This is a genomic window from Micromonospora sp. CNZ285 (assembly GCF_004637285.1).
Genome location: NZ_SPQD01000001.1, coordinates 3,790,664 through 3,815,513, shown reverse-complemented (window position 1 = coordinate 3,815,513; position 24,850 = coordinate 3,790,664). Strand labels below are relative to the sequence as shown.

At 73.1% G+C, this 24,850-nt stretch carries 22 protein-coding genes; 14 read left to right on the top strand and 8 right to left on the bottom strand.

The features are described 5' to 3' along the window. Positions 1-94: 94 nt before the first annotated feature. From CLT75_RS17185 to CLT75_RS17150, 8 genes are all read left to right on the top strand, one after another. Complete coding sequence (locus CLT75_RS17185) at positions 95-460, top strand: VOC family protein (protein ID WP_135241555.1); 366 nt, start codon at positions 95-97, stop codon at positions 458-460. Continuing rightward, complete coding sequence (locus tag CLT75_RS17180) at positions 447-1,682, top strand: deoxyguanosinetriphosphate triphosphohydrolase (RefSeq protein ID WP_135241554.1); 1,236 nt, start codon at positions 447-449, stop codon at positions 1,680-1,682. Before CLT75_RS17185 ends, CLT75_RS17180 begins: the two co-directional genes overlap by 14 nt. A 39-nt stretch (positions 1,683-1,721) precedes the next feature. Continuing rightward, positions 1,722-2,558 carry a siderophore-interacting protein gene (locus tag CLT75_RS17175; protein WP_135241553.1) on the top strand — a complete coding sequence of 279 codons (837 nt, stop codon included), beginning with the start codon at positions 1,722-1,724 and terminating at the stop codon, positions 2,556-2,558. Between the two features lie 70 nt (positions 2,559-2,628). Further along, on the top strand, positions 2,629-3,603 hold the full coding sequence (locus tag CLT75_RS17170; protein WP_135241552.1) for an ABC transporter ATP-binding protein: 975 nt from the start codon (positions 2,629-2,631) through the stop codon (positions 3,601-3,603). Continuing rightward, positions 3,600-4,451 (top strand): ABC transporter permease, encoded by an 852-nt coding sequence (locus tag CLT75_RS17165; RefSeq protein WP_120568541.1) that lies wholly within the window; start codon positions 3,600-3,602, stop codon positions 4,449-4,451. The genes CLT75_RS17170 and CLT75_RS17165 overlap by 4 nt, the downstream gene beginning before the upstream one ends. Before the next feature lie 10 nt (positions 4,452-4,461). After that, a complete protein-coding gene (locus tag CLT75_RS17160) occupies positions 4,462-4,707 on the top strand; it encodes a helix-turn-helix transcriptional regulator (RefSeq protein ID WP_135241551.1) in 246 nt (81 codons plus the stop codon). A gap of 72 nt (positions 4,708-4,779) precedes the next feature. Further along, on the top strand, positions 4,780-6,675 hold the full coding sequence (gene dnaG, locus CLT75_RS17155) for a DNA primase (protein ID WP_135241550.1): 1,896 nt from the start codon (positions 4,780-4,782) through the stop codon (positions 6,673-6,675). Continuing rightward, a complete protein-coding gene (locus tag CLT75_RS17150; protein ID WP_135241549.1) occupies positions 6,675-7,217 on the top strand; it encodes a hypothetical protein in 543 nt (180 codons plus the stop codon). Before dnaG ends, CLT75_RS17150 begins: the two co-directional genes overlap by 1 nt. A gap of 29 nt (positions 7,218-7,246) precedes the next feature. Here the strand turns inward: CLT75_RS17150 and CLT75_RS17145 are convergent, their stop codons facing one another. From CLT75_RS17145 to CLT75_RS17135, 3 genes are read right to left on the bottom strand one after another with little or no spacing between them, the layout of a single operon-like run. Then, positions 7,247-7,801: a TetR/AcrR family transcriptional regulator gene (locus CLT75_RS17145; RefSeq protein ID WP_135241548.1), complete on the bottom strand. Its 555-nt coding sequence runs from the start codon at positions 7,799-7,801 to the stop codon at positions 7,247-7,249. Then, a complete protein-coding gene (locus CLT75_RS17140; RefSeq protein ID WP_135241547.1) occupies positions 7,798-8,589 on the bottom strand; it encodes an ABC transporter permease in 792 nt (263 codons plus the stop codon). Before CLT75_RS17140 ends, CLT75_RS17145 begins: the two co-directional genes overlap by 4 nt. A 36-nt stretch (positions 8,590-8,625) precedes the next feature. Then, positions 8,626-9,549, bottom strand: a complete 924-nt coding sequence (locus tag CLT75_RS17135; protein WP_135241546.1) for an ABC transporter ATP-binding protein — start codon at positions 9,547-9,549, stop codon at positions 8,626-8,628. 77 nt (positions 9,550-9,626) lie between these two features. Here CLT75_RS17135 and CLT75_RS17130 point away from each other — a divergent pair, with 77 nt between their 5' ends. Next, positions 9,627-10,166 (top strand): GNAT family N-acetyltransferase, encoded by a 540-nt coding sequence (locus CLT75_RS17130; RefSeq protein ID WP_135241545.1) that lies wholly within the window; start codon positions 9,627-9,629, stop codon positions 10,164-10,166. A gap of 48 nt (positions 10,167-10,214) precedes the next feature. Here the strand turns inward: CLT75_RS17130 and CLT75_RS17125 are convergent, their stop codons facing one another. From CLT75_RS17125 to CLT75_RS17105, 5 genes are all read right to left on the bottom strand, one after another. Beyond that, on the bottom strand, positions 10,215-11,183 hold the full coding sequence (locus tag CLT75_RS17125; RefSeq protein WP_135241544.1) for a TAXI family TRAP transporter solute-binding subunit: 969 nt from the start codon (positions 11,181-11,183) through the stop codon (positions 10,215-10,217). Beyond that, entirely contained in the window at positions 11,180-11,572 is a 393-nt protein-coding gene (locus CLT75_RS17120; RefSeq protein WP_135241543.1) for a roadblock/LC7 domain-containing protein, read from the bottom strand. Before CLT75_RS17120 ends, CLT75_RS17125 begins: the two co-directional genes overlap by 4 nt. Then, complete coding sequence (locus tag CLT75_RS17115; protein WP_135241542.1) at positions 11,569-13,905, bottom strand: nitrate- and nitrite sensing domain-containing protein; 2,337 nt, start codon at positions 13,903-13,905, stop codon at positions 11,569-11,571. Before CLT75_RS17115 ends, CLT75_RS17120 begins: the two co-directional genes overlap by 4 nt. Before the next feature lie 64 nt (positions 13,906-13,969). Then, positions 13,970-14,989, bottom strand: a complete 1,020-nt coding sequence (locus CLT75_RS17110) for a TAXI family TRAP transporter solute-binding subunit (RefSeq protein ID WP_013287916.1) — start codon at positions 14,987-14,989, stop codon at positions 13,970-13,972. Further along, the gene (locus CLT75_RS17105; protein ID WP_135241541.1) at positions 14,965-17,244 is read right to left on the bottom strand and encodes a TRAP transporter fused permease subunit; all 2,280 of its coding nucleotides are present in this window, start codon (positions 17,242-17,244) and stop codon (positions 14,965-14,967) included. Before CLT75_RS17105 ends, CLT75_RS17110 begins: the two co-directional genes overlap by 25 nt. Before the next feature lie 1,017 nt (positions 17,245-18,261). Here CLT75_RS17105 and CLT75_RS17100 point away from each other — a divergent pair. The 5 genes from CLT75_RS17100 (at position 18,262) to CLT75_RS17080 (ending at position 24,808) form a co-directional block, all read left to right on the top strand. Continuing rightward, a complete protein-coding gene (locus CLT75_RS17100; RefSeq protein ID WP_135241540.1) occupies positions 18,262-19,353 on the top strand; it encodes a YihY/virulence factor BrkB family protein in 1,092 nt (363 codons plus the stop codon). Between the two features lie 208 nt (positions 19,354-19,561). Beyond that, positions 19,562-20,740, top strand: a complete 1,179-nt coding sequence (locus CLT75_RS17095; protein ID WP_135241539.1) for an ROK family protein — start codon at positions 19,562-19,564, stop codon at positions 20,738-20,740. A gap of 187 nt (positions 20,741-20,927) precedes the next feature. Continuing rightward, a complete protein-coding gene (locus CLT75_RS17090; RefSeq protein WP_135244043.1) occupies positions 20,928-22,499 on the top strand; it encodes a sugar ABC transporter ATP-binding protein in 1,572 nt (523 codons plus the stop codon). 76 nt (positions 22,500-22,575) lie between these two features. Continuing rightward, complete coding sequence (locus tag CLT75_RS17085; protein WP_135241538.1) at positions 22,576-23,664, top strand: ABC transporter permease; 1,089 nt, start codon at positions 22,576-22,578, stop codon at positions 23,662-23,664. Positions 23,665-23,755: 91 nt separating this feature from the next. Then, on the top strand, positions 23,756-24,808 hold the full coding sequence (locus CLT75_RS17080) for a substrate-binding domain-containing protein (protein ID WP_135241537.1): 1,053 nt from the start codon (positions 23,756-23,758) through the stop codon (positions 24,806-24,808). Positions 24,809-24,850: the final 42 nt, after the last annotated feature.

The window sequence follows — 24,850 nt, the reverse complement described above, 5'->3', positions numbered from 1 at the left end:
TCGGCGGCGGCCCCGCGTACCGCCCGGCGCGCCTTTCCGGTCTCCTCGGCGTAACCTGAGCTTCCGCCGCGTGTCGATCAGGAGGGGTGTCCACATGACCGCCGTCTGGGAGAACCTGGTAGTCGACGCCCGGGATCCGTCCCGGCTCGCCAGTTGGTGGGCGGAGGCCCTCGGCTATCAGGTGATCACCGACAAGCCGGACGAGGTGGAGATCCGCCGGACTCCCGACACGCTGCCCGGTCTCGTCTTCGTCCCGGTCGCCGGGCCGAAGGAGGGGAAGAACCGGCTGCACATCGACCTGCGCCCGGCCGACATGGAGGCCGAGGTGGAGCGCCTCGTCGACATGGGCGCCCGGCACGTCGACATCGGCCAGGGAGACGTGGAGTGGACGGTGCTCGCCGACCCGGAGGGCAACGAGTTCTGCGTTCTGCGCCAACGCGGCAACGGTGACCGGGGCTGACGACGCGGCGCGGCTGGTCGACGAGGCGCCCAAGGACACCGGGTACGGCCGCTCGCCGTTCGAGCGGGACCGCGCCCGCGTGCTGCACTCGGCGGCGTTCCGCCGGCTCGCCGCGAAGACGCAGGTGCACACCGCCGGCACGAACGACTTTCTGCGTACCCGGCTGACCCACTCGCTGGAGGTCGCGCAGATCGCCCGCGAGATGGGCGCCCGGCTGGGCTGCGACCCGGACGTGGTGGACACCGCCGGGCTGGCCCACGACCTGGGTCACCCGCCGTTCGGGCACAACGGCGAGTACGCGCTGGACGAGCTGGCCGCCGCCTGCGGCGGTTTCGAGGGCAACGCGCAGACGCTGCGGGTGCTCACCCGGCTGGAGGCCAAGGTGTTCACCCCGGACGGGCGTTCGGCAGGGCTGAACCTGACCCGGGCCGCGCTGGACGCGGTGAGCAAGTACCCGTGGCCGCGCCGGCCCGGTGAGCGCAAGTTCGGCGTGTACGCCGACGACCACCAGGTCTTCGACTGGCTGCGCGAGGGCGCCCCGCCCGGTGCGCGGCGCTGCCTGGAGGCCCAGGTGATGGACTGGGCCGACGACGTGGCGTACTCGGTGCACGACGTCGAGGACGGCATCCACGGCGGGTACGTCGACCTGCGCCCGCTGCTGGCCGGCGCGGACGAGCGGCGGGCGCTCTGCGCCGACGTGGCCGCCACCTACTCCGGTGAGGCGCCGGAGGACCTGGGCGAGGTGCTCGCCGGCCTGCTGGCCGATCCGGTGCTCGCCCCGCTGGCCGCGTACGACGGCAGCCACCGCGCGCTCGCCGCGTTGAAGGCCACCACGAGCGTGCTCACCGGCCGGTTCGTCGCCGGCGTGGTGGCCGCCACCGAGCAGCGCCACGGTCCCGGCCCGCACCGCCGCTACGAGGCCGACCTGGTGGTGCCGCGCCGGATCCGGGCGCAGTGTGCGCTGCTCAAGGGCATCGCCCTGCGGTACGTGATGCGCCGCCCCGGCGCCGAGGACCGCTACGGGCGGCAGCGCGACGTGCTGGCCGGGCTGGTGGCGGCGCTGCTGGACCGGGCGCCGGACGCGCTCGACCCGGTGTTCGCGCCGCTGTGGCGGGACGCGGCGGACGACGCCGCGCGGCTGCGGGTGGTGATCGACCAGGTGGCCTCGCTCACCGATCCGGCCGCGCTGGCCTGGCACGCCCGCCTGGTGTCGCCGAGCTGACCGGATCGCCCCTGCGGAGCTTAGGCTAGCCTAAGCGGCATGACGGATCGTCCGAAGAAGCTCACCGCCGCCACGGTCGTCCGGACCACGCGGCCCACCCCGCACCTGATCCGCCTCGTGCTGGGCGGTCCGGAGCTGGCCGGGCTGCCGGTGGGGGCGTACACCGACCACTACGTGAAGTTCGTCTTCCCGCCGGCCGGGGTGACCTACCCGTACCCGGTCGACCTGGCGACGATCAAGCGGGAGTTCCCGGCGGAGCAGTGGCCGCGCCTGCGCGCGTACACCGTCCGGGCCTGGGACGCCGCGGCGGGTGAGATGACGGTGGACGTGGTGCACCACGGCGACGAGGGTGTGGCCGGGCCGTGGGCGGCGGCGCTGCGTCCCGGCGACCGGGTGTTGTTCACCGGGCCGGGCGGCGCGTACGCGCCGGACCCGGCCGCCGACTGGCATCTGCTGGCGGGCGACGAGAGCGCGCTGCCGGCCATCGCCGCCGCCCTGGAGCGGCTGCCGGCGGGCGCGTCGGCGAAGGTGTACGTCGAGGTCGGCGGTCCGGCCGACGAGCTGCCCCTGGCCGGCGCGGGCGAGGTCGAGGTGCGCTGGCTGCACCGTGACGGGCGCCCGTACGGCGCGCCGCTGGTCGAGGCGGTCCGGGCGCTGGAGTTCCCGCCCGGCCGGGTGCACGCGTTCGTGCACGGTGAGGCCGGCGCGGTGAAGGAGCTGCGGCGGCTGCTGCGCGTGGAGCGCGGCGTGCCGCGGGGTGACCTGTCCATCTCCGGCTACTGGCGGCGTGGCATGGACGACGAGGGCTGGCGGTCCACCAAGCCGGCCTGGAACGCCGCGGTGGAGGCCGAGGAGGCCGCCGCCGTCGTGTCCTGACGACTCACCGCGCGTTCCCGCGGTGAGCGGGCGTACCCCGGAATGTAGTAGAGGTGCTACATTCCGAGGCATGACTGCGGTCGAACTTCCCGGGGCCGTCGCGTCCCCCCGACCGCCCGACGAGGATCTCGTCCTCGACGTGCGGGATCTGCGTATGCGCTACGGCGCCGTCGACGTGCTGCACGGCGTCGACCTGACCGCCCGGCGGGGCGAGGTGGTGGCGCTGCTCGGGCCCAACGGCGCCGGCAAGACCACCACCATCGAGATCCTCGAAGGCTTCCGGCTGCCCTCGGCCGGCACGGTGCGCGTGCTCGGCACCGACCCGGCCCGCGGCGACGAACGGTGGCGCGCACGGCTCGGCGTGGTGCTGCAGTCCTGGCGCGACCACGGCAAGTGGCGGGTGCGGGAGCTGCTCGCGCACCTCGGCGACTTCTACGCGCCGTACGCCACCGACCGGATCCCGCGCCCGTGGCCGGTCGACGAGCTGCTGGAGACGGTGGGCCTCAGCGCGCACGCCGGCAGCCGGGTGTCCCGGCTCTCCGGTGGTCAGCGTCGCCGGCTCGACGTCGCTGTCGGCATCGTCGGCCGCCCCGAACTGCTGTTCCTCGACGAGCCCACTGTCGGCTTCGACCCGGCCGCCCGGCGCGAGTTCCACGAGCTGGTGCACCGCCTGGCCGACCTGGACGAGACCACCATCGTGCTGACCACGCACGACCTGGCCGAGGCGGAGAAGCTGGCCGACCGCATCCTCATCCTGGCCGGCGGCCGGATCATCGCCGAGGGGTCGCCCGACCAGCTCGCCCGGCGCGTCGCGGGGGACGCCGAGGTGCGCTGGACCCGCGACGGCGAGCGGTACGTGCACGCCACCGCCGACGCCACCGCGTTCCTGCGCGACCTGCTCCGCGAGCACGGCGACCGGATACGCGAGCTGGAGGTCCGCCGGGCCAGCCTGGAGGACGCGTACCTGGCGCTGGTGCACGAGGAGGAGACCGGCATCCGTACCGGCCGGGCCGAGCGGGTGTGGCAGCAGGAGGCGAACCGATGAACCCGACCACCAACGCGCTACGGGCCGGGCTGCGGCGCGGCGTGATCGAGCTGCGCGCGACGTTCACCAACGGCCAGGATCTCTGGACCTACTTCTTCCCCACGGTGGTGCTGCTGATCGCCGTGTTCTGGATGCGCGGCTCGACGGTGCCCGGCACCGACTTCTCCCTCGGTGCCCGTACGCTGCCCAGCGCGCTCGGCATGGGCCTGCTCTTCGGCGGCCTGCTCGGACTGGCCAACCAGCTCGTCATCGACCGGGAGGACGGCACGCTGCTGCGCGCCAAGGCCATCCCGGACGGCATGCTCGGCTACCTGGTCGGCAAGATCGTGCTGGTCTCGGCGGTCGCGCTGATCGGCGTGGTCATCCAGCTCACGCCCGGGCTGTTCTTCCTCGACGGGCTGCGGCTCGGCGACCCCGGCGCCTGGCTCACGCTGGCCTGGGTGGTGCCGCTCGGGCTGGTGGCGACGCTGCCGCTGGGCGCGGTGATCGGCTCGCTGGTGGAGAACCCGCGCAACATGGGCCTGGTGGTGATGCCGATCTTCGGTCTCATCGCGCTGTCCGGCATCTTCTACCCGATCAACGGCCTGCCCGGCTGGCTCCAGGGCGTCGCCCAGGTCTTCCCGCTCTACTGGCTAGGCTTGGGCATGCGCTCGGCGCTGCTCCCCGGCGACCTCGCGGCCGTCGAACTCGGCGGCTCCTGGCGGCACCTGGAGACGGTCGGCGTGCTCGGCGCCTGGGCGGTGCTCGGGCTCGTGCTGGCCCCGGTGGTGCTGCGCCGGATGGCCCGCCGGGAGTCCGGCTCGCGGGTCGCGGCCCGCCGGGAGCGGGCCATGCAGCGGGTCGGATGAGAGGGCGTCGATGAGCGAGACCGTGCACAACCGCATCGCGGTGCTGCGCGCCGAACGGGGCATCTCCCGCCGGCACCTGGCCGACGCGCTCGGTGTGCACTACCAGACCGTCGGTTACCTGGAACGCGGCGAGTTCCGGCCCAGCCTGCACCTGGCGCTGCGCATCGCCGCGTACTTCGAGGTGCCGGTCGAGGTGGTCTTCTCCATCGAGCCGTTCCCGCGCATCGGCGACCCCGCGGCGGCCCGCTCGGCCTGAGCCGGGGGGACGGGCGTGGCCGGCCACACGCCCGTCCCCCCGGCCGCCGGAACGTCGGTCCGGCAGGGCAGGATGTACGCCGAGGGGGTGGCGGTCATGGCGGGGCGGATCCGGGACGAGGACATCGCGCTGGTCCGCGAGCGCACCGCCATCGCGGACGTCATCTCCGAGGTGGTGACGCTCAAGTCGGCCGGCGGCGGCAACCTCAAGGGGCTCTGCCCGTTCCACGACGAGAAGAGTCCGTCGTTCAACGTCTCGCCCGCCCGCAACGTGTTCTACTGCTTCGGCTGCGGGGTCGGCGGCGACGCGATCAAGTTCCTGATGGACGCCGAGCACCTCAGCTTCGTCGAGTCCGTCGAGCGGCTGGCCGCCCGCGCCGGCATCCAGTTGCGCTACGTCGAGGACGACAGGTCCGCGCCGCGTACCCGGCCGCAGCAGGGGCAGCGGCAGCGTCTGGTGGCCGCGCACGCCGCCGCCGTCGAGTTCTACCGGGCCCAGCTCACCACCGCCGGCGCCCGCCCGGCCCGCGAGTTCCTCGCCGGGCGCGGCTTCGACCGGGCCGCCGCCGAGCGGTACGGCTGCGGCTTCGCCCCCGACGGGTGGGACCTGCTCACCAGGCACCTGCGTCAGCAGGGCTTCACCCACGACGAGCTGGTCACCGGCGGGCTGTCCCGCCCGGCCCGTTCCGGCTCGCTGATCGACCGGTTCCGCCGCCGCCTGATGTGGCCGATCCGGGACATCACCGGCGACGTGATCGGCTTCGGCGCCCGCAAGCTCTTCGACGACGACGACGGCCCGAAATACCTCAACACCCCCGAGACGCCGATCTACAAGAAGTCGCACGTGCTCTACGGCATCGACCAGGCCAAACGGGAGATCGCCAAGCAGGGCAAGGTGGTGGTGGTCGAGGGCTACACCGACGTGATGGCCTGCCACCTCGCCGACGTGCCGACGGCGGTGGCGACCTGCGGCACCGCGTTCGGCGGCGACCACATCTCGGTGCTGCGCCGGGTGCTGTTCGACAGCGACGAGCGGGCCGGGGAGATCATCTTCACCTTCGACGGTGACGCCGCCGGGCAGAAGGCAGCGCTGCGCGCCTTCGAGGACGACCAGCGCTTCGTCGGGCGTACGTTCATCGCGGTCAGCCCCGACAACATGGACCCGTGCGATCTGCGCCTGGCAAAGGGCGACCTGGCCGTACGCGACCTGGTGGCCCGCCGCGAGCCGCTCGTCGACTTCGCGCTCCGGCACGTGATCAACCGGTTCGACCTGGACACCGTCGACGGCCGGGTCGAGGCCATGCGCCGCGCCGCGCCGCTCGTGGCGAAGATCAAGGACCGGGAGAAGCGCCCGGAGTACGTCCGCAAACTCGCCGGCGACCTCGGCATGGAGATCGAGCCGGTGCAGCGCGCGGTGCTCGCCGCCGCGAACGGGCAACCGGCCCCCGGTACGCCCGCCGCGTCCGGGCGCCCCCGCCCCAATGCGCCCACCGTGGACAGCCCGCGATCCATGGTGGAGCGGGAGGCGCTGAAGCTGGCGTTGCAGGAGCCGGTCCTGGCCGGCCCGATGTTCGACGCGGTCGAGGCGACCGACTACCAGCACCCGGTGCACCTCGCGGTACGCGCCGCCGTCGCCGCGGCGGGCGGGGCGTCCGGCGCCACCGGCGGCGCGGTCTGGATCGAGCGGGTCCGCGACGCCTGCGACGACCTGGCCGGGCAGGCGCTGATCGGTGAACTGGCGGTGGAGCCGCTGCGCATCGACGGCGAGCCCGACCCGCGGTACGTCTCGATCACCATGGCCCGGCTCCAGTGGAGTTCGGTCACCGGCCGCATCCGTGACCTGAAGTCGAAGATCCAGCGAGTCAACCCGGTGAGCAACAAGGACGAGTACTTCGCCCTGTTCGGGGAACTGCTCTCGCTGGAACAGCACGCACGGGCACTGCGCGAGCAGGCCGCCGGAGGTTTGTGATGGGTCTGTTCAACCGCCGGCCGAAACTGCCCTCGGCGGACCGGCCGCCGCTGGCCGCCGACGAGCGCGTGCTCGCCTGGGCCGCCGCCGGCACCGGCGAGGGCGGCAACGACGGCGTGCTGGTGGCCAGCAACCGCGGGCTCTGGCTGCCCGGCCGGGTGGACCGCCTCGGCTGGCACGACATCCTCAAGGCGGTCTGGTCCGGCCGCGAACTCACCGTCACCCCGGCCGAGCCGGTCGCCGAGCGCGACGGCTACCTGGTGGTCGCGGACGGCCTCCCGGAGACGTACCTGCTCGTCGACCCGGGCGACCTGCCGCACCAGGTCCGGGCCCGGGTCACCGGCTCGGTGGCGTACACCTCGCACCACGAGGTGCCCGGCGGCTCCGGGCGGATCGCGGCCCGGCGGGTGCCCGGGGTCGACGGCCTGACCTGGACGGTCCGCTACGACCCGGGGACGCCCGCCGACGACGAGGCGGTGACCGCCGAGACCGCCCGGCTGGTCGCGGCGGCACGGGCCGCCACCACCCCCGCCGACGCCTGAGGCCGCGCCACGCCCGGAGTCACGCGGGGTCAGGCACGTGGGCGGGCGCCGTCGAGGAAGAGCGCGACGACCCGGGCGGGTCCGGTCTCGTCGGTGAGGTCGGCCGCGCGGGCCAGGTGCAGGAACGCGTTCATCAGGAACTCCGGTTCGCCGGTGACGGCGCCCTCGGCCCGGGCGTCGGCGAAGAACCGGGTCACCGGCGCCAGCATCAGGGCGACGTAGAGGCCCGAGACGTGCTCGCTGGTCCCGGCGGAGACGAGCGGCAGCGTGTCGTAGATGCGCTGCTCGAACGTGACCGCGCCGCGCTGACCGGCGGCGACGGCGGCGAGCGCGTGCAGCCGGTGCGGCACGTCGCCGGGGCCGGCCAGCGCCGCCGAGATCCGGGCGCCGACGTCGCGGATGTACCGCTCCGCCACCGCGATGTAGAGATCCTCCTTGCCACCGGGGAAGTGGTGGTAGATGGACGGCTTCTGGATGCCGACGCTGCGGCCCACGCCGACCAGGGAGATGCCCTGGTAGCCGGTCGCCGCGAGCTGCTCGGCGAAGGCGTCCATGATCTGGGTGCGGGTGTCGGCAGGGCTCATCGGGTCTTCCTCGCGTGGTGGAGGGCGAGGGCGCACGCCGCGGTCCCGGCGACGGCGAGGGTGACGATCGCCGCCACGCCGATCGGGGCCGCGGTGAGCGCCGCGTCGCCGCCGAGCTGGCGGGCGGTGTCGACGATATAGGTGAGCGGGTTGACCACGGCGATCACCCGCATCCAGCCGGCGAGTTCGTCGACCGGCGCGAACACGCCGGTGAAGAACGACAGGCCGAACACGGCGAGCGTGACCAGGTTGGTGGCCGACGCGGAGGCCGACCGGATCGCGAGCGCCGTGCTCAGCAGCGCGACACCGAGGCCCAGGGTCAGCATCAGCAGCAGCATCCCGGCGACGCCGGACCAGCTCGCCGGCCGGTAGCCGATCGCCGCGGCCCCGGCCACTGTCACCGCCATCTGGAGGACGACGGCGATCAGCGCGGCGACGACCGGGCCGACGAGGAACGGTGTCGTGGTGCCGTGGGCGAGCCGCAGACGGTCGAGGTATCCGCTGGCGAGGTCGCCCAGCACCAGCGTGCCGGCGGTGCCCGCGCCGGTGGCGACGCCGGTGAGCAGGATCAGCGGCAGCAGGAACGCGATGAAGCTCGTCCCGTCCAGGTAGGTGCTGCCGACGGCGTCGAGCTGCCCGGCGTAGACGAGCAGGAAGAACAGGGACTGGGCGACCGGGGCGACAAGCAGCGCGGGCGTACGGAGCACGGCACGGGTGGAACGTCTGATCGCCGCGAGGACGACAGGTGCCGGGGAGCGGCGGGGCGGGGTGACGGCGAGCGGGAGCACGGATCCGGGCCTTTCGGGGTGCGGTGGGGTCACGCCTCAGCGGGCGGCGAGGGCGACGAAGACGTCGTCGAGGGAGGGTTCGGCGAGGTGCAGCCGGGTGATGCCGGCGGCGGCGTCTCCCGCCTCGGTCAGGGCCTTCGCCAGGGCGCGCGGGTCGTCGGGCACGCTGAGGCGTACCCGGTCCGGGCGGTCGGCGTCGGCGCGGAACCCGGCCTCGGACGCGGCGGCGAACGCGGCTGCGGCGGCGGCGCCGGACAGGTCGAGCGTGAGCGTACGGGCGCCGACGCGCTGCTTCAGCGACGCCGGTGAGCCCTGGGCGACCACCCGGCCGTCCCGGAGCACCGCGATCTCGGTGGCGAGCACGTCCGCCTCGTGGAGATCCTGGGTCGAGATGAGTAGCGACGTGCCGGTCTGGTTGAGGCGGGTCAGCTCGGCCCAGAAGCCGATGCGCGCGAGCGGGTCCAGGCCGGTGGTCGGCTCGTCCAGGATCACCACGGCGGGCTCGGCGACGAGAGCCACGGCCAGGTCGAGCTTGCGGCGGGTGCCGCCGGACAGTTTGGCGACCCGGGTCGAGCGGTGCTCGCCCAGGCCGAACAGGTCGACCAGTTCCGGCGTACGGCGGGCCCGCTGCCGGCGTCCGAGCCCGAGCGCCACGGCGTGGAAGTCGAGCACCTCCGTGGGGGTGGCCAGCGGGTCCAGGGCGTTCGACTGCGGCGCGAGGCCGATCAGGCGCCGGGCCTCCCGCGCCTGCGTGACGGTGTCGAAGCCGCCGACGCGTACCGAGCCGGACGTCGGGGTGCGCAGCGTCGCGATGATCTCCAGCAGCGTGGACTTGCCGGCGCCGTTGTGGCCGAGAACGACGAACCGGCTGCCCGGCGCGACGGTCAGGTCGAGCGCGCGCAGGGCGTCGCGCGTCCGGTAGGTCTTGGTCAGGGCGGTGGCGAGCACGAGCGGCGTCATACCCATCACCCTACCGACCGGTCGGTAGGGAGTCGAATCCGGTTGTCGGCCCACCCGCCCGCCGTTAGCGTCGCGGCATGTTCGCCACCGACCGGGTCCGCCTGCGTCCGCCCACCCCCGACGACGCGCCGGACCTGTTCCGGCTGCACAGCGACCCGGAGCTGCACCTGGTCACCGACGACGAGCCGTTCCTGCCGCACCACGTCGGACACGTCCGGGCCCGGCTGGAGAAGCGCGCCGCCGAGCAGCCGGAGGCCGCCGCTCCGGTGTCGCTGCTGGCCGAGACCGTCGCCGACGGCACGTTCCTCGGCACCGGCGTGCTCTGGGGCATCAACGCCTTCAACGGGTACGCCCACCTCGGCATCACGCTGCTGCCCGAGGCGCGCGGCCAGGGCTACGGCACCGAGGTGATCCGGCTGCTCTGCCGGTACGGCTTCCGCAACCGCAACCTGCGCCGGCTGGAGATCGAGACGCTCGCCGGCAACACGGCCATGCGGCGTACCGCCGAGCGGTGCGGCTTCGTCCACGAGGGCACCCAGCGGGACCGCGAGTACGACGGCGACGGCTTCACCGACCTGGTGATCTACGGCCTGCTACGACGCGACTGGACGCCGTAGCGGGCGCGGCGCCGCCCCGGCGCGGACCGAGGCGGCACGGTCCCGCGCTCAGCCGGTGCGGTAGAACCGCTGCGCGCCCGGGTGCAACGGGATCGGGCGGGTCGCCGCGGCGCTGGACCGGTTGAAGTTCGCCGCCTCCGGGTGCACCTGGATCAACTCGCCCTGCCAGGTGAACAGCACCCGGGTCAGGTCGTACGCCAGCTGGTCCGGCATGTCCGCCCCCACCAGGATCACGTTCGCCACCGTGATGGTCGGCGTCGGCTCGGGTGTCCCGTACACCTCCTTCGGCAGCGTCGCCGTGGTGTAGACAGCGCCGAAGCGGGCGCTCAACGGCTCGATCAGCTCGTCGATCGGCAGCAGCCGGAATGTGCCCGGCGCGGACGAGAGCAGATCCTTGACACCGGGGGTGGGCAGACCGCCGGAGAAGAACATGGCGTCCAGGCCCTTCGCCCGCATCCGCTTGACCGTCTCCGGCAGCGACAGGTTGAACCGCTGGATGTCCCGGTTCGGGTCGATGCCACCGGCGGTGAGCAGGCGCCCGGCGATGATGTCGGTGCCGGACTTCGGCGAACCGGTGGAGATGCGTTTGCCGCGCAGGTCGGCGAAGCTGCGGATCTTGCCGTCGGCCCGGACGATGACGTGGGTGTAGTTGCTGTAGACCCGGGCCAGCGCCCGTACCGGCTGCGGCTGCTTGTCGAACGCCCCGCGCCCGTCGACCGCGTCCGCCGCCGTGTCGGCCAGGCTGAACGCGATCTCCATGTCGCCGCTCGCCACCCGGGTGATGTTCTCCACCGACGCGCCGGTCGGCTCGGCCCGCGCCTCGTACCCGGGCAGATGACGGGTGATCAGGTCGGCGTACCCGCCGCCGAGCTGGTAGTAGACGCCTGTGGTGTTGCCGGTGGCCAGGAAGATCCGCCCGCCGTGCCACGCCTCCGGCGCGGAGTCCTCGGCCGCGCACCCGGCCACCAGCACCGCCGACATCAGCGCGGCGGTCAGCCGCAGCGCGCGGCCGGTCACCGGCGGACCGCCGGTTCCAGCGCCTCCGCCACCCGCTGCACCAGCGTCGCCGTCTCGTAGCCGATCTGGCCCAGGTCGCAGCCGGGCGCGGCCAGCACGCCGAGCAGCGCCCGCTCACCCACCGCCATCACCAGCATCACCCCGCCGTCCATGTCCACGATCTGCTGGCGTACCCGGCCGGCCGACATCAGCCGGGCCGCGCCCACGGTCAGGCTCGCCAGCCCGCTGATCACCGCCGAGAGCTGGTCGACCTGGTCGGGGGCAAGGTCCGGCGAGGACGCCAGCCGCAACCCGTCCTCGGAGACCGCGAGCGCGTGCGAGACGTCCGGCACCTGCTCGGCGAAGTTCGCCAGCAGCCAGTCCAGTCCGGTGGTGGACGGTGAGGTCATGGTCTTCTCCCGTTGGGTGTGGTGTTCGGGGCACGGCGGGTTGCGCTGGCCACCCCCTCGGCGAGGGCGGACAGCCGGGCACGTACCACTTCGGGGTCGAGCAGGTCGGTAGCCGGCGGCGGCGCGGTGGTGTCCGGCATCGGCTCGGGCAGGTGGCCGCCCACCTGCCGCCGGGGCAGCCCGGCGGCGGTGGTCGGGACGGGCGTCGGCGGCACGCTCACCGGCCGGATCCGGGCCGTGCTCGGCGCCAGCAGCGCGCCACCCGGCGTGCGGACCGCGGCGACGCCGCGCACCGGCCCGACGGTCGTGGCGCTGGTGACGAGGCTGCGGCCGGCGGCCGGCCCGGACTTGAACCAGGCCGCGGCGCGCGGCCGCCGCTCGGCGGCCGGCCGGGACGCCACCGACTCGACCCGGGTCAGCACCGATTCCGGTACGTCGACCTGCGCCACAGTCCCGGTACCGGGGTTGTGCAACTGCACCCGGATCCCGTGCCGGGCGGCCAGGTGGGCCACCACGTGCAGGCCCATGCTGCCCGCCGCCGCGCTGGACAGGGTGGCCGGCGCGGCCAGCCGCTCGTTGATCTCGGTCAGCCGGCTCTCGCTGACGCCGATGCCCTGGTCGCGGACGCGCAGCACCAGCCCGTCGACGGTGCGCCGGCCGTCGACAAGCACCCGGGCCTCGGGTGGCGAGTAGACGGTGGCGTTCTCCAGCAGCTCGGCCAGCAGGTGCACCAGGTTGCCGGCCGCCGTGCCGTGCACCGCCGCGGTCGGCACGTCGATCTCCACCCGCGGGTAGTCCTCGATCTCGGAGGCCGCCGCCCGCACCACGTCGTCCAGCAGCAACGCGCCCTCGTGCCCGCGTCCGGGTTCGCCACCGGCGAGCACCAGCAGGTTCTCCCCGTTGCGGCGCAACCGGGCGGCGAGGTGGTCCAGCGCGAACAGCCGGGCCAGCGCGTCCGGGTCGGTCTCCTCGCGCTCGAAGTCGTCGAGCAGCCGCAGCTGCCGGGTGATGAGCGTCCGGATGCGCCGGGCCAGCGCCTCCGCCATCCGGGTCACGTCCAGCCGCAACTCGGCCTGCTGACCGGCCAGCCGCAACGCGGCCCGGTTCACCGTGTCGAACGCCTCGGCGACCTGCGCCACCTCGTCCCGGCCCCGCCTGATCCCGTCGGTCATCCGGGTCGCCGGGCCCTCCGCCGGGGTCCGCTCGCCCGCCGCGATCGCGGTGATCCGTTCCGGCAGCTCCCGGTTCGCCATGGTCAGCGCGGCCACCCGCAGCCGGCGCAACCGGCGGCTCGTACGGACCGCCAGCAGCACGGCGGTGACGAGCGAGCCGAGCGCGACGGTGCTCGTCGCACCGGCGGTCAGCACCGCACGCAACCGGGCCGCCCCGGCCAGGTCCGCCGCGTCCCGGTCCAGCCCGTCGGTCAGGTCCCGGCCGAGCAGGTTGTACCGGCGGATCGCGCCGCTCTGCGCCACGTACCAGGCGTCGCCGTCGGTCTTCAACGCGTCCGGCGCGCCGTCGGAGTCGAGCACGGCGTCCCGCATCCGCCGCGCGGTGGTCACGTCGGCGCCGTCGACCAGCCGGTACCAGGCCCTGCTCGCCGGGCCGGAGGCGATCCGCAGGAACTCGGCCTGCCGCTGCTCCCGGGCACCCCGCAGCCGGCCCAGCCGGGCCAGCTCGCCGCGTTCCAGTCCACCCCTGACGAACACCGCCCGCAGCAGGTCGCGTTCCAGCGCCGACAGGTGCTCCTGGGCGGCCACCGCTGCCACCTCGCGCGCCTGGTTGGCCAGCTCGGCGTCGCGGAGCTGGCTCGGCAGCGCGTCCGCCACCGCGAGCAGCGACTCCACGAGCGACACGTACGCCGGGTCGCCGCGATCACCGGCCAGTGCCAGGTCCCGCGTCGGCGCGAGCTGCGCCAGGCGCCCGCCCACGTCGTCGAGCACGCCGCCCAGATCCGGGGCGGCCCGGCGCGCGTCACCCTGCGCCGAGCGGTAGCGCTCCACCGCAGTGTCCACCCGGCGGCGCTGCGCGTCCACGAGCGGGCGGCCGGACGTACCGCCGCGCTGGCGCAACGCGGCCGTCTCGCCCAGTTCGCGTTCCAGCTCGTGCACCAGCCGTACGGTCGCGGTGGCGGTGCCGGCCAGCACGCGGGCCCGGTCGGCGTCGGTGGACGCGTCGAGCGCGGCGCCGGTCTGCGCCGCCCCCAGCACGACCAGGCCGGCGGTGGCCACCAGGATCGGGGCCAGCAGTTGGACGCGGACCGAGCGGAGGCGTCCGGTGCGGTCCGCGGAGCGGTGATGCCGGCGTACGCGAGCCGGGTGGGGCAGCGGCACGGGGGTCTCCGGGTCGGGTCGGTGGGCCGGGCCCGGACGCACGTCCGGGCCCGGCCCGTTCGGGTCAGCTCGCGCCGAGGTCGCTCAGCGCCCGCTCCGCGCCCCGGTGCAGCGGCACCGGGTCGGTCTTGCGGGCGTTGCCCAGCTCGATGCCCTTCGCCGCCGGGTTGGCCTGGGCCAGCGCGTCCTTGGAGTCGAACACCGTCCGGGTGATCGCGCAGGCCACGTCGGCGTCCAGGTTGTCCCGCACCAGCAGCACGTTCGGCACCACGATGGTGGGCACGTCGGCCGGGGTCCGGTAGATGTCCTTGCCGATGGTGCCCGCCTGGTACGCCGGGTTCAGCTCGGCCATCTTCGGCAGCAGCGGGCTGATGTCGACGAACTTGACCTTGTCGCCGGACGTGGTGAACAGGTCGGTGACCCCGCCGGTCGGCACGCCGCCGGACCAGAAGAAGCCGTCGATGCTGCCGTCCTTCATGCCGTCGACGGTCTTGGTCAGGTCCAGCCGCTGCGCCTGGATGTCCTTGGCCGGGTCCAGCCCGGCGGCGGTGAGCAGCCGGTTGGCGATGACCTCGGTACCGGACTTCGGCGAGCCGGTGGAGATCTTCTTGCCCTTCATGTCGGCCACCGACGTGATCCCCGCGTCGGCGCGGACCACCACCTGCGTGTAGTTGTCGTAGATCCGGGCCAGCGCCTTCACCGGCTGCGGCGAGCTGAAGCTCCCCTTGCCCTGCACCGCGTTGACAGCGGTGTCGAACAGCGAGAACGCCACGTCGTACTGGCCGGCGACGAGCTGCTCGACGTTCTGCACCGAGGCGCCGGTCTCGGCGGCCGTCCCGGTGAGCTTGCCGTCGGTGGTCTTGCTCAGCTCACCGGCGAGCGCGTTGCCGACCACGTAGTAGACGCCGGTGGCGTTTCCGGTGGCGATGCCGACCCGGGTGTCCTTGGTGACCTTGCAGCTGACCTCGCGGGCGGCGTCGTCCTTCGCCGCGCCGTCCTGACGGCCCCCGCAGCCGGCGGCACCGGCGGCGACCAGGACCAGTGCCCCGACACCCGCCACTATCCTCGCGTCGATCCGTCCCACTCTCTCTCCTCCCCAAGGTCCACGGATTCTTCGGCCGCCGGGCGGCCGGGGTGTCCGGCGGCGCCACGTCGGACGTACACGCCCGCGACCGCGAGCGCGGCGAGCGCCGCGCCGATCGCCATGGGCAGTGGTTCCAGCCAGAGCAGCACCAGCCCGGCGATCGCGCCGACGATCCGCTCCGGCACGCCGGCCGGGCCCACGCCGGGTAGCCAGCCGCCGGCCGCGACCGCCAGCACCGCGACGCCCAGCGCCGACACCAGACCGGCCGTCACGATCCGTCCGGGCCCGCCGATGCCGAGCAGCCCGAGGCCGGTCGGCGTGATGACGAAGGCCAGCGGGATCAGGTACGCCGGCAGCGCGTACCGCAGGGTCTGCCACATGGTCGGCACCAGCCGGCCGCCGGTGACCGCGGCGGCGGCGACGGCGGCGAGCGCGGTCGGCGGCGAGACCTCGGACAGCACCGCGAAGTAGAAGACGAACATGGCCGCGGCGGGTGCTTCGACGCCCAGGTTCAGCAGCGCCGGGCCGATGATCACCCAGCCGATGACGAACGAGGCGGTGACCGGCACCGCGAGGCCGAGCAGGCTGAGCGCGACGGCGGCGAGCACCGCGGTCAGCGCCAGCACCACCGCCGGCTCCGAGCTGACCGCCTGCGCGCCGTCGATCAGCAGCGCGGCGGCCTGCGGCCCGAGGCCGGTCTTCGTGGTGGTGGCGGTGATGATGCCGGCCGCGGCGCAGACGGCGCTCACCGCGAGCACCCCGCGTACGCCGTCGCGCAGCGCCGTCACCAGCCGGGCCGGCGTGAGCCGGTGCCGGCGGTCCAGGAAGGACAGCACCGCGGCGACCGCGGTGGCGATGACCACCGCGCGCATCGCCGACGCGCCGAGCGCCAGCACCACGATGATCACGAGAAGCGAGAGGAAGTGGTAGCCGAAGCGGGCCAGCAGCCGCCACGCCGAGCCGGTGTCGATGACCACCGGGCGGACGCCGGAGCGCCGGGCATCGATCTCGACGGAGAGCAGGATGCCCAGGTAGTAGAGGATCGTCGGCACCGTGGCCCAGCCGAGCACCTGGAGGTAGGACACGCCCAGGTACTCGGCGATGATGAACGCGGCGGCGCCCAGCGTCGGCGGCGACAGGATCGCCCCCACACCGGCGGCGGCGAGCATGCCGCCCGCCCGCTCGGCCGGGTAGCCGGCGCGGCGCAGGATCGGCCACGTCACCGCGCCGATGCTGACGGTGGTGGCGGCGCCGGAGCCGGAGACCGTGCCGAGCAGGAAACCCGAGGCGACTGCGGTACGCCCGGCGGCCGTCCGGGAGCGGCGGAACGCGGCGGCGGACAGCTCCACGAAGAACCGGCCCGCGCCGGACAGGTCGAGCACCGCGCCGTAGATCGTGAACAGCACGATGTACGAGGCGGCCACGTCCAGCGGGGTGCCGTAGAAGCCGCTGTCGGAGTTGTAGAACGCGTCCACGAGCTGCCCGAAGTCGAGCCCCGCGTGCGCCACCGGCCAGGACTGCGGCAGCAGCCCGCCGTAGTAGCCGTACCCGAGGAACAGCACGCACACCGCGGGCAGGATCCATCCGGTGGTACGCCGGCACGCCTCCAGCAGCAGAAGCAGCAGCCCGGTGCCGAACGCCACGTCCAGCGGATCCAGCAGGCCCTGCCGGTCCAGGAAGGCGTCGTACCCGCCGCCACCGGCACCGATCGTGACCGGCAGCACCGGGTAGAGGCAGACGACGAGCGCCGCGAGGGCCAGCAACCAGTCCACGGGCGTAGGCCCGCGCCGGTCGTCCACGTCGGCCGCGTCGGCCTTGGCGCGTCGCAGCCGCACCCCCGAGGGGTACGCGAGGAACACCATCGGCAGGACGCCGGCCAGGAAGAAGATGAGGTAGTACTTGCTGCCCTGGGCCAGCGGGAAGAACACCTGCCAGAGCGTCAGCAGTCCGACCGCGACGGTGACGCCGGTGAAGAGAAGCCCGATCGGACCGGCGAGCACCCGTCCCGGTTTCTCCTCCTCGAACCGGGCCGCCAGTTCACGGGCGTCCTTCGTCTGGTCCGGGCTCGCGTCCTTGTCGCGGGTCTCGTTCTCGCCCTTGTCGCGGGTCTTGCTCTCGCCCGCGGTGTGGTGCTCGCCTGCGGTGTGGTGCGCTGCTCGGCTGTGGTGGTGTGTCTCGCCCGGCCCGTCGTCGGCCCACTCGGGCCCGGCGACGCTTCCATCGTCCGGCGGCAGCGACACCACCTCGGCATCCACGTCGGACCCCGGTCGTCCGCCGGACGGCGGCCGGGGTTTGGGGGGAGTCGCGTCGGAGGGGCGAACGGGCGGCACGAGGGGGCACGATACGCGAATAGCGCGCATGTTGGGAACATTGCCGATCATGATTGCAATGAGTGACGGAATGGAGCTTCGCTCACTCGCGGCACATATTTCTTGAAACTGTTTCGCAATGATGGGAGGCGGTCTCTCTCGGCTCTCTCCCGATATCGCTTACAACGATGAAGAATGGGCGCGCCCGTGATGCTTGTCGTCACGCAACGTGTCCACTCAGGTGGGTGCGTCCTCCGTGGTGGCTCGCGTCGGCGGCGCCCGTCGCGCCGTGTCGCGCGCGCTCGTGCGCACCGCGCTCACTCGGCGGGGAATTGGCCGGAGAGCGTGTTCGCCGGCTCGCGTTTCCACGATCATCTCCACTTCGCCGAGGTGGTGGCATCGGAAGACGAATCACGCGTCACTTCAGCGCCCCGACCGTCGCCGTCCGTACGCGGCGCTCTCGCTTCCGCGCGCGCCGGTGGCTGACCCTCGGTGAGTGGAACGCCATGGGTGCTTCCGGCCCCGTTTGACACCCATGACGTTCCACTCGTCGTGACGGTCGTCGAGATGGTGGCGATCGGTGGTCGCGGCGGAGCGGCGGCTCGCCCGGATTTCGGGCGGGGTGCGGTGGGGTGCCGGTGGGAGCGCTGCCCCCGCCGCCTTTTGCTCTGCATCCGTCGGCGCACATGGTTACGGAGCGTGTCTGCCGCGCGTATGGGTGCAGAGCAAAGGCGGCGAGCGGGGTGAAGGTGCCGACGAGGGAGGCGACGGCAGGGCGCGGGCAGTGGAGAGCGGGTGGGTGCGGGCGGCGACGGCCGGGCAGGGCTCGGCCGGGGAACGGGCCGGCAGGGAAGGGGTGGGGACCAGTCGCCGGCGGTCGAGTGGCCGGTTTGCGGGTGCGGTGGTTATCGCTGCCCTCGTCAGGGCATGTCGTGCGGGACGACATGACGACGAGGAGGTGCCATGGCCGCCCGCGACGACGCCCACGACGTCCACGAGGACACCCGCGACGGGCGTGAGGACGCCCCCACCACGCGCGACGACGCCCGCGCCGGGCACGACCGGCCCGACGGGCGGAAGCACGCCGGGCCGGTGGGGCCGGACGACGGGCCGGACAGCCCGACCGACCTGTCGGCCACGGGCTGGATGGCGACCCTCAAGCGGACCGTGCGGGAGTTCCAGGACGACAGCCTGACCGACTGGGCCGCCGCGCTCACCTACTACGGCGTGCTCTCCATCTTCCCGGGCGTCCTGGTGCTGATCTCGGTGCTCGGCCTGCTCGGCGACCGGGCCACCGAGGGGGTACGGGACACCGTCGGGCAGGCGGTGCCGGAGGAGAACATCCGCCGCATCATCGAGAGCGCCATCGACCAGGCGGGCCAGTCCGGCGGGCTGGCGAGCATCGCGGCGATCATCGGTCTGGTGGCGGCGTTCTGGTCGGCGTCCGGCTACGTCGCCGCGTTCATGCGCGCCTCGAACAGCATCTACGACGTGCCGGAGGGGCGGCCGATCTGGAAGACGCTGCCGGTACGCCTCGGCGTGACCGCGGTGATCGGCGTGATGCTGCTGATCAGCGCCGTGATCGTGGTGTTCACCGGTGGGCTGGCCGAGCAGGCCGGTAACGCGATCGGGCTGGGCGAGACCGCCGTGACGGTGTGGAACATCGCCAAGTGGCCGGTGCTCCTGGTGCTGGTGAGCCTGATGTTCGCGATCCTCTACTGGGCCTCGCCGAACGCCCGGCACGGCGGCTTCCGCTGGGTCAGCCCCGGCGGCGTGCTCGCGGTGGTGCTCTGGCTGGTGGTCTCCGGCCTGTTCGCGCTCTACGTGAGCAACTTCGGCTCGTACAACAAGACGTACGGCGCCGTGGCCGGCGTGATCATCTTCCTGGTGTGGCTGTGGCTGAGCAACGTCGCCATCCTGCTGGGTGCCGAGTTCGACGCCGAGTTGGAGCGCAGCCGCGCCATCGCGGCCGGGCACCCGGCCGACGAGGAGCCCTACGTGGAACTGCGCGACGACCGCAAGCTGCGCAAGAAGGGCCGCGCGCCCTCCCGCTGACCCGAGATCGCGACGCCCCGCCCGGAAGTCACACGGGCGGGGCGTCGCGTTTTCATGATCCGGAACTCGCTTTTGTTCGTATGGACAAAAGTTTGCATCAGGCGTGCCGAAGGTATGGACATGCGGCCCGGAAGGCTCCTACTGTGTCGGACACAACACACAACGCCGTCGTCGATGAGACGGACTTCCGATGCGGAGGTGACTGCCGGTGCGGACGGTCGACCCCCTGCACGTACGGCTTCTGCGACTGCTCCGCGACGAGGGCGCGGTGTCCCGCGCCGAACTCGGCGACCGGCTCCAGATGCCCCGTCCGCGCCTGCTCGCCGAGCTGGAACGCCTGGTCTCCCTCGGATACGTGGCCGAGGCCGGGCTGGCCGCCTCCCGGGGCGGGCGGCGCTCCACCCTCGTCGAACTGAGCCCGCACCTACGCTTCGCCGCCGTCGACCTGGGCGCCAGCTCGATCGACGTGGAGGTGGTGAACGGCCGGCTGGAGACGGTGGCCGCCTACACCGAGGCCGCCGACATCCGCTCCGGCCCGAAGGTGACGCTCCAGCGGGTTAACGAGCTGCTGCACAAGGCCAAGGTGGACGGCGCGTACGAGCGGCTCGATGCGGTGGGTATCGGCGTACCGGGGCCGGTCAGCTTCCGCGACGGCGTGCCGGTCTCCCCGCCGATCATGCCCGGCTGGGACCGGTTCCCGGTCCGCGAGCTGCTCACCCGTGAGCACGGCTGCCCGGCGGTGGTCGACAACGACGTCAACATCATGGCGATCGGCGAGCGGCACGGGGGCGTGGCCCACTCCGTCGACGACTTCCTCTTCATCAAGATCGGTACCGGCATCGGCTGCGGCATCTACCTGCACGGCGAGGTCTACCGGGGCACCGACGGCTGCGCCGGGGACATCGGCCACATCCAGGTCGACCCGAACGGTCCGATGTGCAGTTGCGGCAACCTCGGCTGCCTGGAGGCGGTGTTCAGCGGCGCCGCGCTGGCCCGGGAGGCGACGGTCGCGGCCCGCACCGAGGTGTCCCCGGCGCTGGCCGAGCGGCTGACCGCCCGGGGCGTGGTGACCGCGCTGGACGTGGCGCAGGGGGCGATCGAGGGGGACGTCACCTGCATCCAGCTCATCCGCGACGGCGGCCGGCGGGTCGGCAGCGTACTGGCCGGGCTGGTCAGCTTCACCAACCCGTCGATGATCGTGATCGGCGGCGGGCTCGCCCAGCTCGGGCACATCCTGCTGGCCGAGATCCGCAGCGTGGTCTACCGCCGCTCGCTGCCGCTCGCCACCGGCAACCTGCCCGTCGTCCTGTCCGAGCTGGGCCCGCGCGCCGGCGTCGCCGGCGCGGCGGTGCTGGCGAGTGACCTCGCATTCGGGGAGGCAGCGTGAGCGCGAGGAGTGAGCCGGTGTTGCGAGCCCCGCAGTCGCGAACGGAGGCGGGCTCGGTGAGCGCGAGGAGTGAGCCGGTGTTGCGAGCCCCGCAGTCGCGAACGGAGGCGGGCTCGGTGAGCGCGAGGAGTGAGCCGGTGTTGCGAGCCCCGCAGTCGCGAACGAAAGGCGGTGCAGCGTGAGCGCGATCGGACAGCCCGAGGCCCGGCCGCTCGTCGAGGCGCCCGCCGACGCCGTCGCGGGCGAGGTGGTCCTGCGCCTCACCGACGTCGTCAAGACGTTCCCGGGGGTACGCGCGCTCGACGGCGTGCAACTGGAGGTGCGGGCCGGTGAGGTGCACTGCCTGCTGGGGCAGAACGGCGCCGGCAAGTCCACGCTCATCAAGGTGCTGGCCGGGGTGCACCGGCCGGACTCCGGCGAGGTGCTCTGGCGCGGCGAGCCGGCCTCGTTCGCCAACCCGCAGGCCGCCATGCGCGCCGGCATCGCCACCATCTACCAGGAACTCGACCTGGTCGACGACCTGTCGGTGGCGGAGAACGCGTTCCTCGGCCACGAGCCGCGCCGGTTCGGCTTCGTCCGGCGGGGGCACATGGCCCGGCGTACCCGGCAGATCCTGGCCCGGCTCGGCCACGCGGAGATCCCGCCGGGACGGCTGGTGCGGCACCTGCCCGCCGCCGGCAAGCAGATCGTCAGCATGGCCCGGGCGCTGTCCCACGAGGCGCGGCTGATCATCATGGACGAGCCGAGCGCGGTGCTGGCTCACGACGAGGTGGCGAACCTGTTCCGGATCATCCGGGAACTCACCGCGCAGGGCATCGCGGTCATCTACATCTCGCACCGGCTGGAGGAGATCCGCGAGATCGGCGACCGGGTCACCGTACTCAAGGACGGCCGGACCACGGCGGCGAGCCTGCCGGCCCGCGAGACACCGACCCGCGACCTGGTCGCCCGGATGACCGGGCGGACCATCGAGTACGTCTTCCCGCAGCGCCCGGCCGACCACGGGGGTGGCGCGGAGCTGTTGCGGGTGGACGGGCTGACCCGGCCCGGCGAGTTCGCCGATGTCTCGCTCGGGGTCCGGGCGGGAGAGATCGTCGGCATCGCCGGGCTGGTCGGCTCGGGCCGGTCGGAGCTGCTGGAGACCATCTTCGGCGCGCGCCGGGCGCACGCCGGTACGGTCCGGGTGGACGGCCGCGCGCTGCGTCCCGGCAGTGTGGGCGCGGCGGTACGGGCCGGGATGGGCATGGCGCCGGAGGAGCGCAAGAGCCAGGCGCTGCTGCTCGGCGAACCGATCTACCGCAACGTCACGCTCGCCACGTTCAGCAGGTACGCCCGCCTCGGCTTCACCGACACCGGACGGGAACGCGCCGAGGCGGACCGGATCGCCGCGTCGCTGGAGCTGCGGCCCCGGGACGTACGCCGGCCGGTGCGCACGCTGTCCGGCGGCAACCAGCAGAAGGTGGTGGTGGGGCGGTGGCTGCTCGGTGACACCCGGCTGCTGCTGCTCGACGAGCCGACCCGGGGCGTGGACGTGGGCGCCCGCGCGGAGCTGTATCAGGTGATCCGCGATCTGGCCGCCCGTGGCGTCGGGGTGCTGCTGGTCTCCAGCGAGGTGCCCGAGGTGCTGGGCCTGGCCGACCGGGTGCTGGTGATGCGGGAGGGCCGGGTGGTCCGCGAGGCCCCGGCCGGCGAACTGGACGAGAACACCGTGCTCGACCTCGTCATGGCGGGGTCCCTCATGGAAGGCGCACCGGCATGAGCGAGCGACAGCGAGCGAATCATCGACACAGCGCCAGAGAGTCTCGTGCCGGCGCCGCGCGAAGCGGGGCGGCGGCATGAGCGAAGTGACGGAATCCGCCCTGCCCGCGCAGTCGCCGCCGGTGGAGCGGACGGAGACCGCGAAGGTCGACGCGCCGGCGAAGCTCTCCTGGTGGCGCGGCGACGGCGGGGAGGGCGCCAAGCGCAACCTCGGCCTGCTCGCCGTCCTCGTCGTACTGGTGGTCATCGGCATCCTGACCCGCCCCGACCTCTACGGCGACCCGAACTGGGTGTGGGGCAACACGCTCACCATCCTCAAGCTCGCCTCGGTGGTCGGCGTGGTCACCGTCGGCATGACGTTCGTGATCATCGGCGGGGGCATCGACCTGTCGGTCGGCGCGATCGTCGCGCTCGCCGGGGTCTGGTGCACCACAGTGGCGACGCAGAGCTACGGCGCGGGCGGCATGATCTTCACCGCGCTCACCGTCGGGCTCGCCGTCGGCGTGGTGAACGGGCTGCTCGTGTCGTACGGGCGGCTGGTGCCGTTCATCGCCACGCTCGCCATGCTCGTCGCCGCGCGAGGGCTGGCGGCGGAGATCTCCGACAAGCAGACCCAGGTGTCGGGCAACACGTTCATCAACGGCATCGCCAGCACGAACGTGCTCGGCATCCCGCTGCTGGTCTACATCCTGGTGGCGGTGGTGGCGGCCGGCTGGGTGCTGCTGAACCGGACCACGTTCGGCCGCCGTACGGTGGCGGTCGGCGGCAACCCGGAGGCGGCCCGGCTCGCCGGCATCAACGTCCGCCGGCACACCGTGCTCCTCTACGCGCTGTCCGGCCTGTGCTGCGGCATCGCCGCGGTCATGCTGACCGCGCAGGCCACCTCCGCGCAGGCGGCGATGGCCAACCTCTACGAGCTGGACGCGATCGCCGCCGCGATCATCGGCGGCACGCTGCTCAGCGGCGGGCGGGGAACGATCATCGGCTCCCTGCTCGGGGTGATCATCTTCTCCACCATCACCAACCTGTTCGCCATCAACAACCTGTCCGCCGAGGCCCAGAACATGGTCAAGGGCGGCATCATCGTCGCCGCCGTCCTGGTCCAGCAGGTGCAGTTCGGCAGCCTCACCCAGTTCCTCGCCCGCAACCGGGCCACCACCACCTGACCCCACGCGCACATCCCGGCTGCCGTCGTACCGACGGTGGTCCGGCCCGCCACACCCGAAACCACCCCACCACCTCATCCCAGGAGGCGTCATGAGAACACCGCGCCCTGACCTGTCCCGCCGCCGGCTGCTCTTCGGCGGGGCCGCCGTCTCCGCCGGGGTGCTGCTCGCCGGCTGCACCAGCAACGAGCAGAGCCCGACCGAGGCGCAGACCAAGGCGGCCGGTTCCGGCGCCAACACCGAGACGGGCAAGAAGGTGAGCATCGGCTTCTCCGCCCCCGCCGCCGACCACGGCTGGATCGCCGCCATCACCAACAACGCCAAGGCGCAGGCCGGGGCGTACCAGGACGTGGAGCTGAAGTCGGTCGAGGCCGGCGCGGACGCGGCGGCCCAGCGGGCGGCGCTGTCCACGCTGATCTCGCAGAAGCCCGACGTGATCGTGCTGCTGCCGCACGACGGCAAGGAACTCAACGCGTTCGGCCTGGAGGCGATGAAGGCCGGCATCCCGGTGGTGAACCTGGACCGGGCCTTCCCGGACGCGCGCGCCTACCGCCTGCAGATCAAGGGCGACAACTACGGCATGGGGGTGGCCGCCGCCACCTACATCGCCGAGCAGCTCAAGGCCAAGGGCGTGAGCAACCCGGTGATCGGCGAGATCCCCGGCATCGAGTCGCTGGAGCTGACCCAGGAACGGTCGAAGGGGTTCGCCGACACGCTCGCCTCGTACGGGTTCAAGGTCGCCAACCGGCGGCCCGCGGAGTTCACTGTGGACTCCGGGCAGCAGGCCGCCACCGGTCTGTTCCAGGCGCTGCCGAAGATCGACGCGGTCTGGAACCACGACGACGACCAGGGCATCGGCGTGCTCGCGGCGGTCAACCAGGCCAACCGCAAGGAATTCCTCATGGTCGGCGGCGCCGGCTCCAAGAAGGCCATGGAGGACATCGCCGCCGACAACACCGTCCTCAAGGCCACAGTCACCTACAGCCCGTCGATGGCCTCCTCGGCCATCTCCCTGGCCCGCCTGATCGGCCAGGGCAAGGGCATGTCCGACCTGGTCGAACTCCAGGTACCGAAGGAGATCGTGCTCGCCTCCGAGACGATCACCAAGGAGAACGCGAGCGACTACCTGAAGCTCGGGTTCTGACACACGGGGGGAGACCCACCTTGTCCAGTCACGACAGCATCC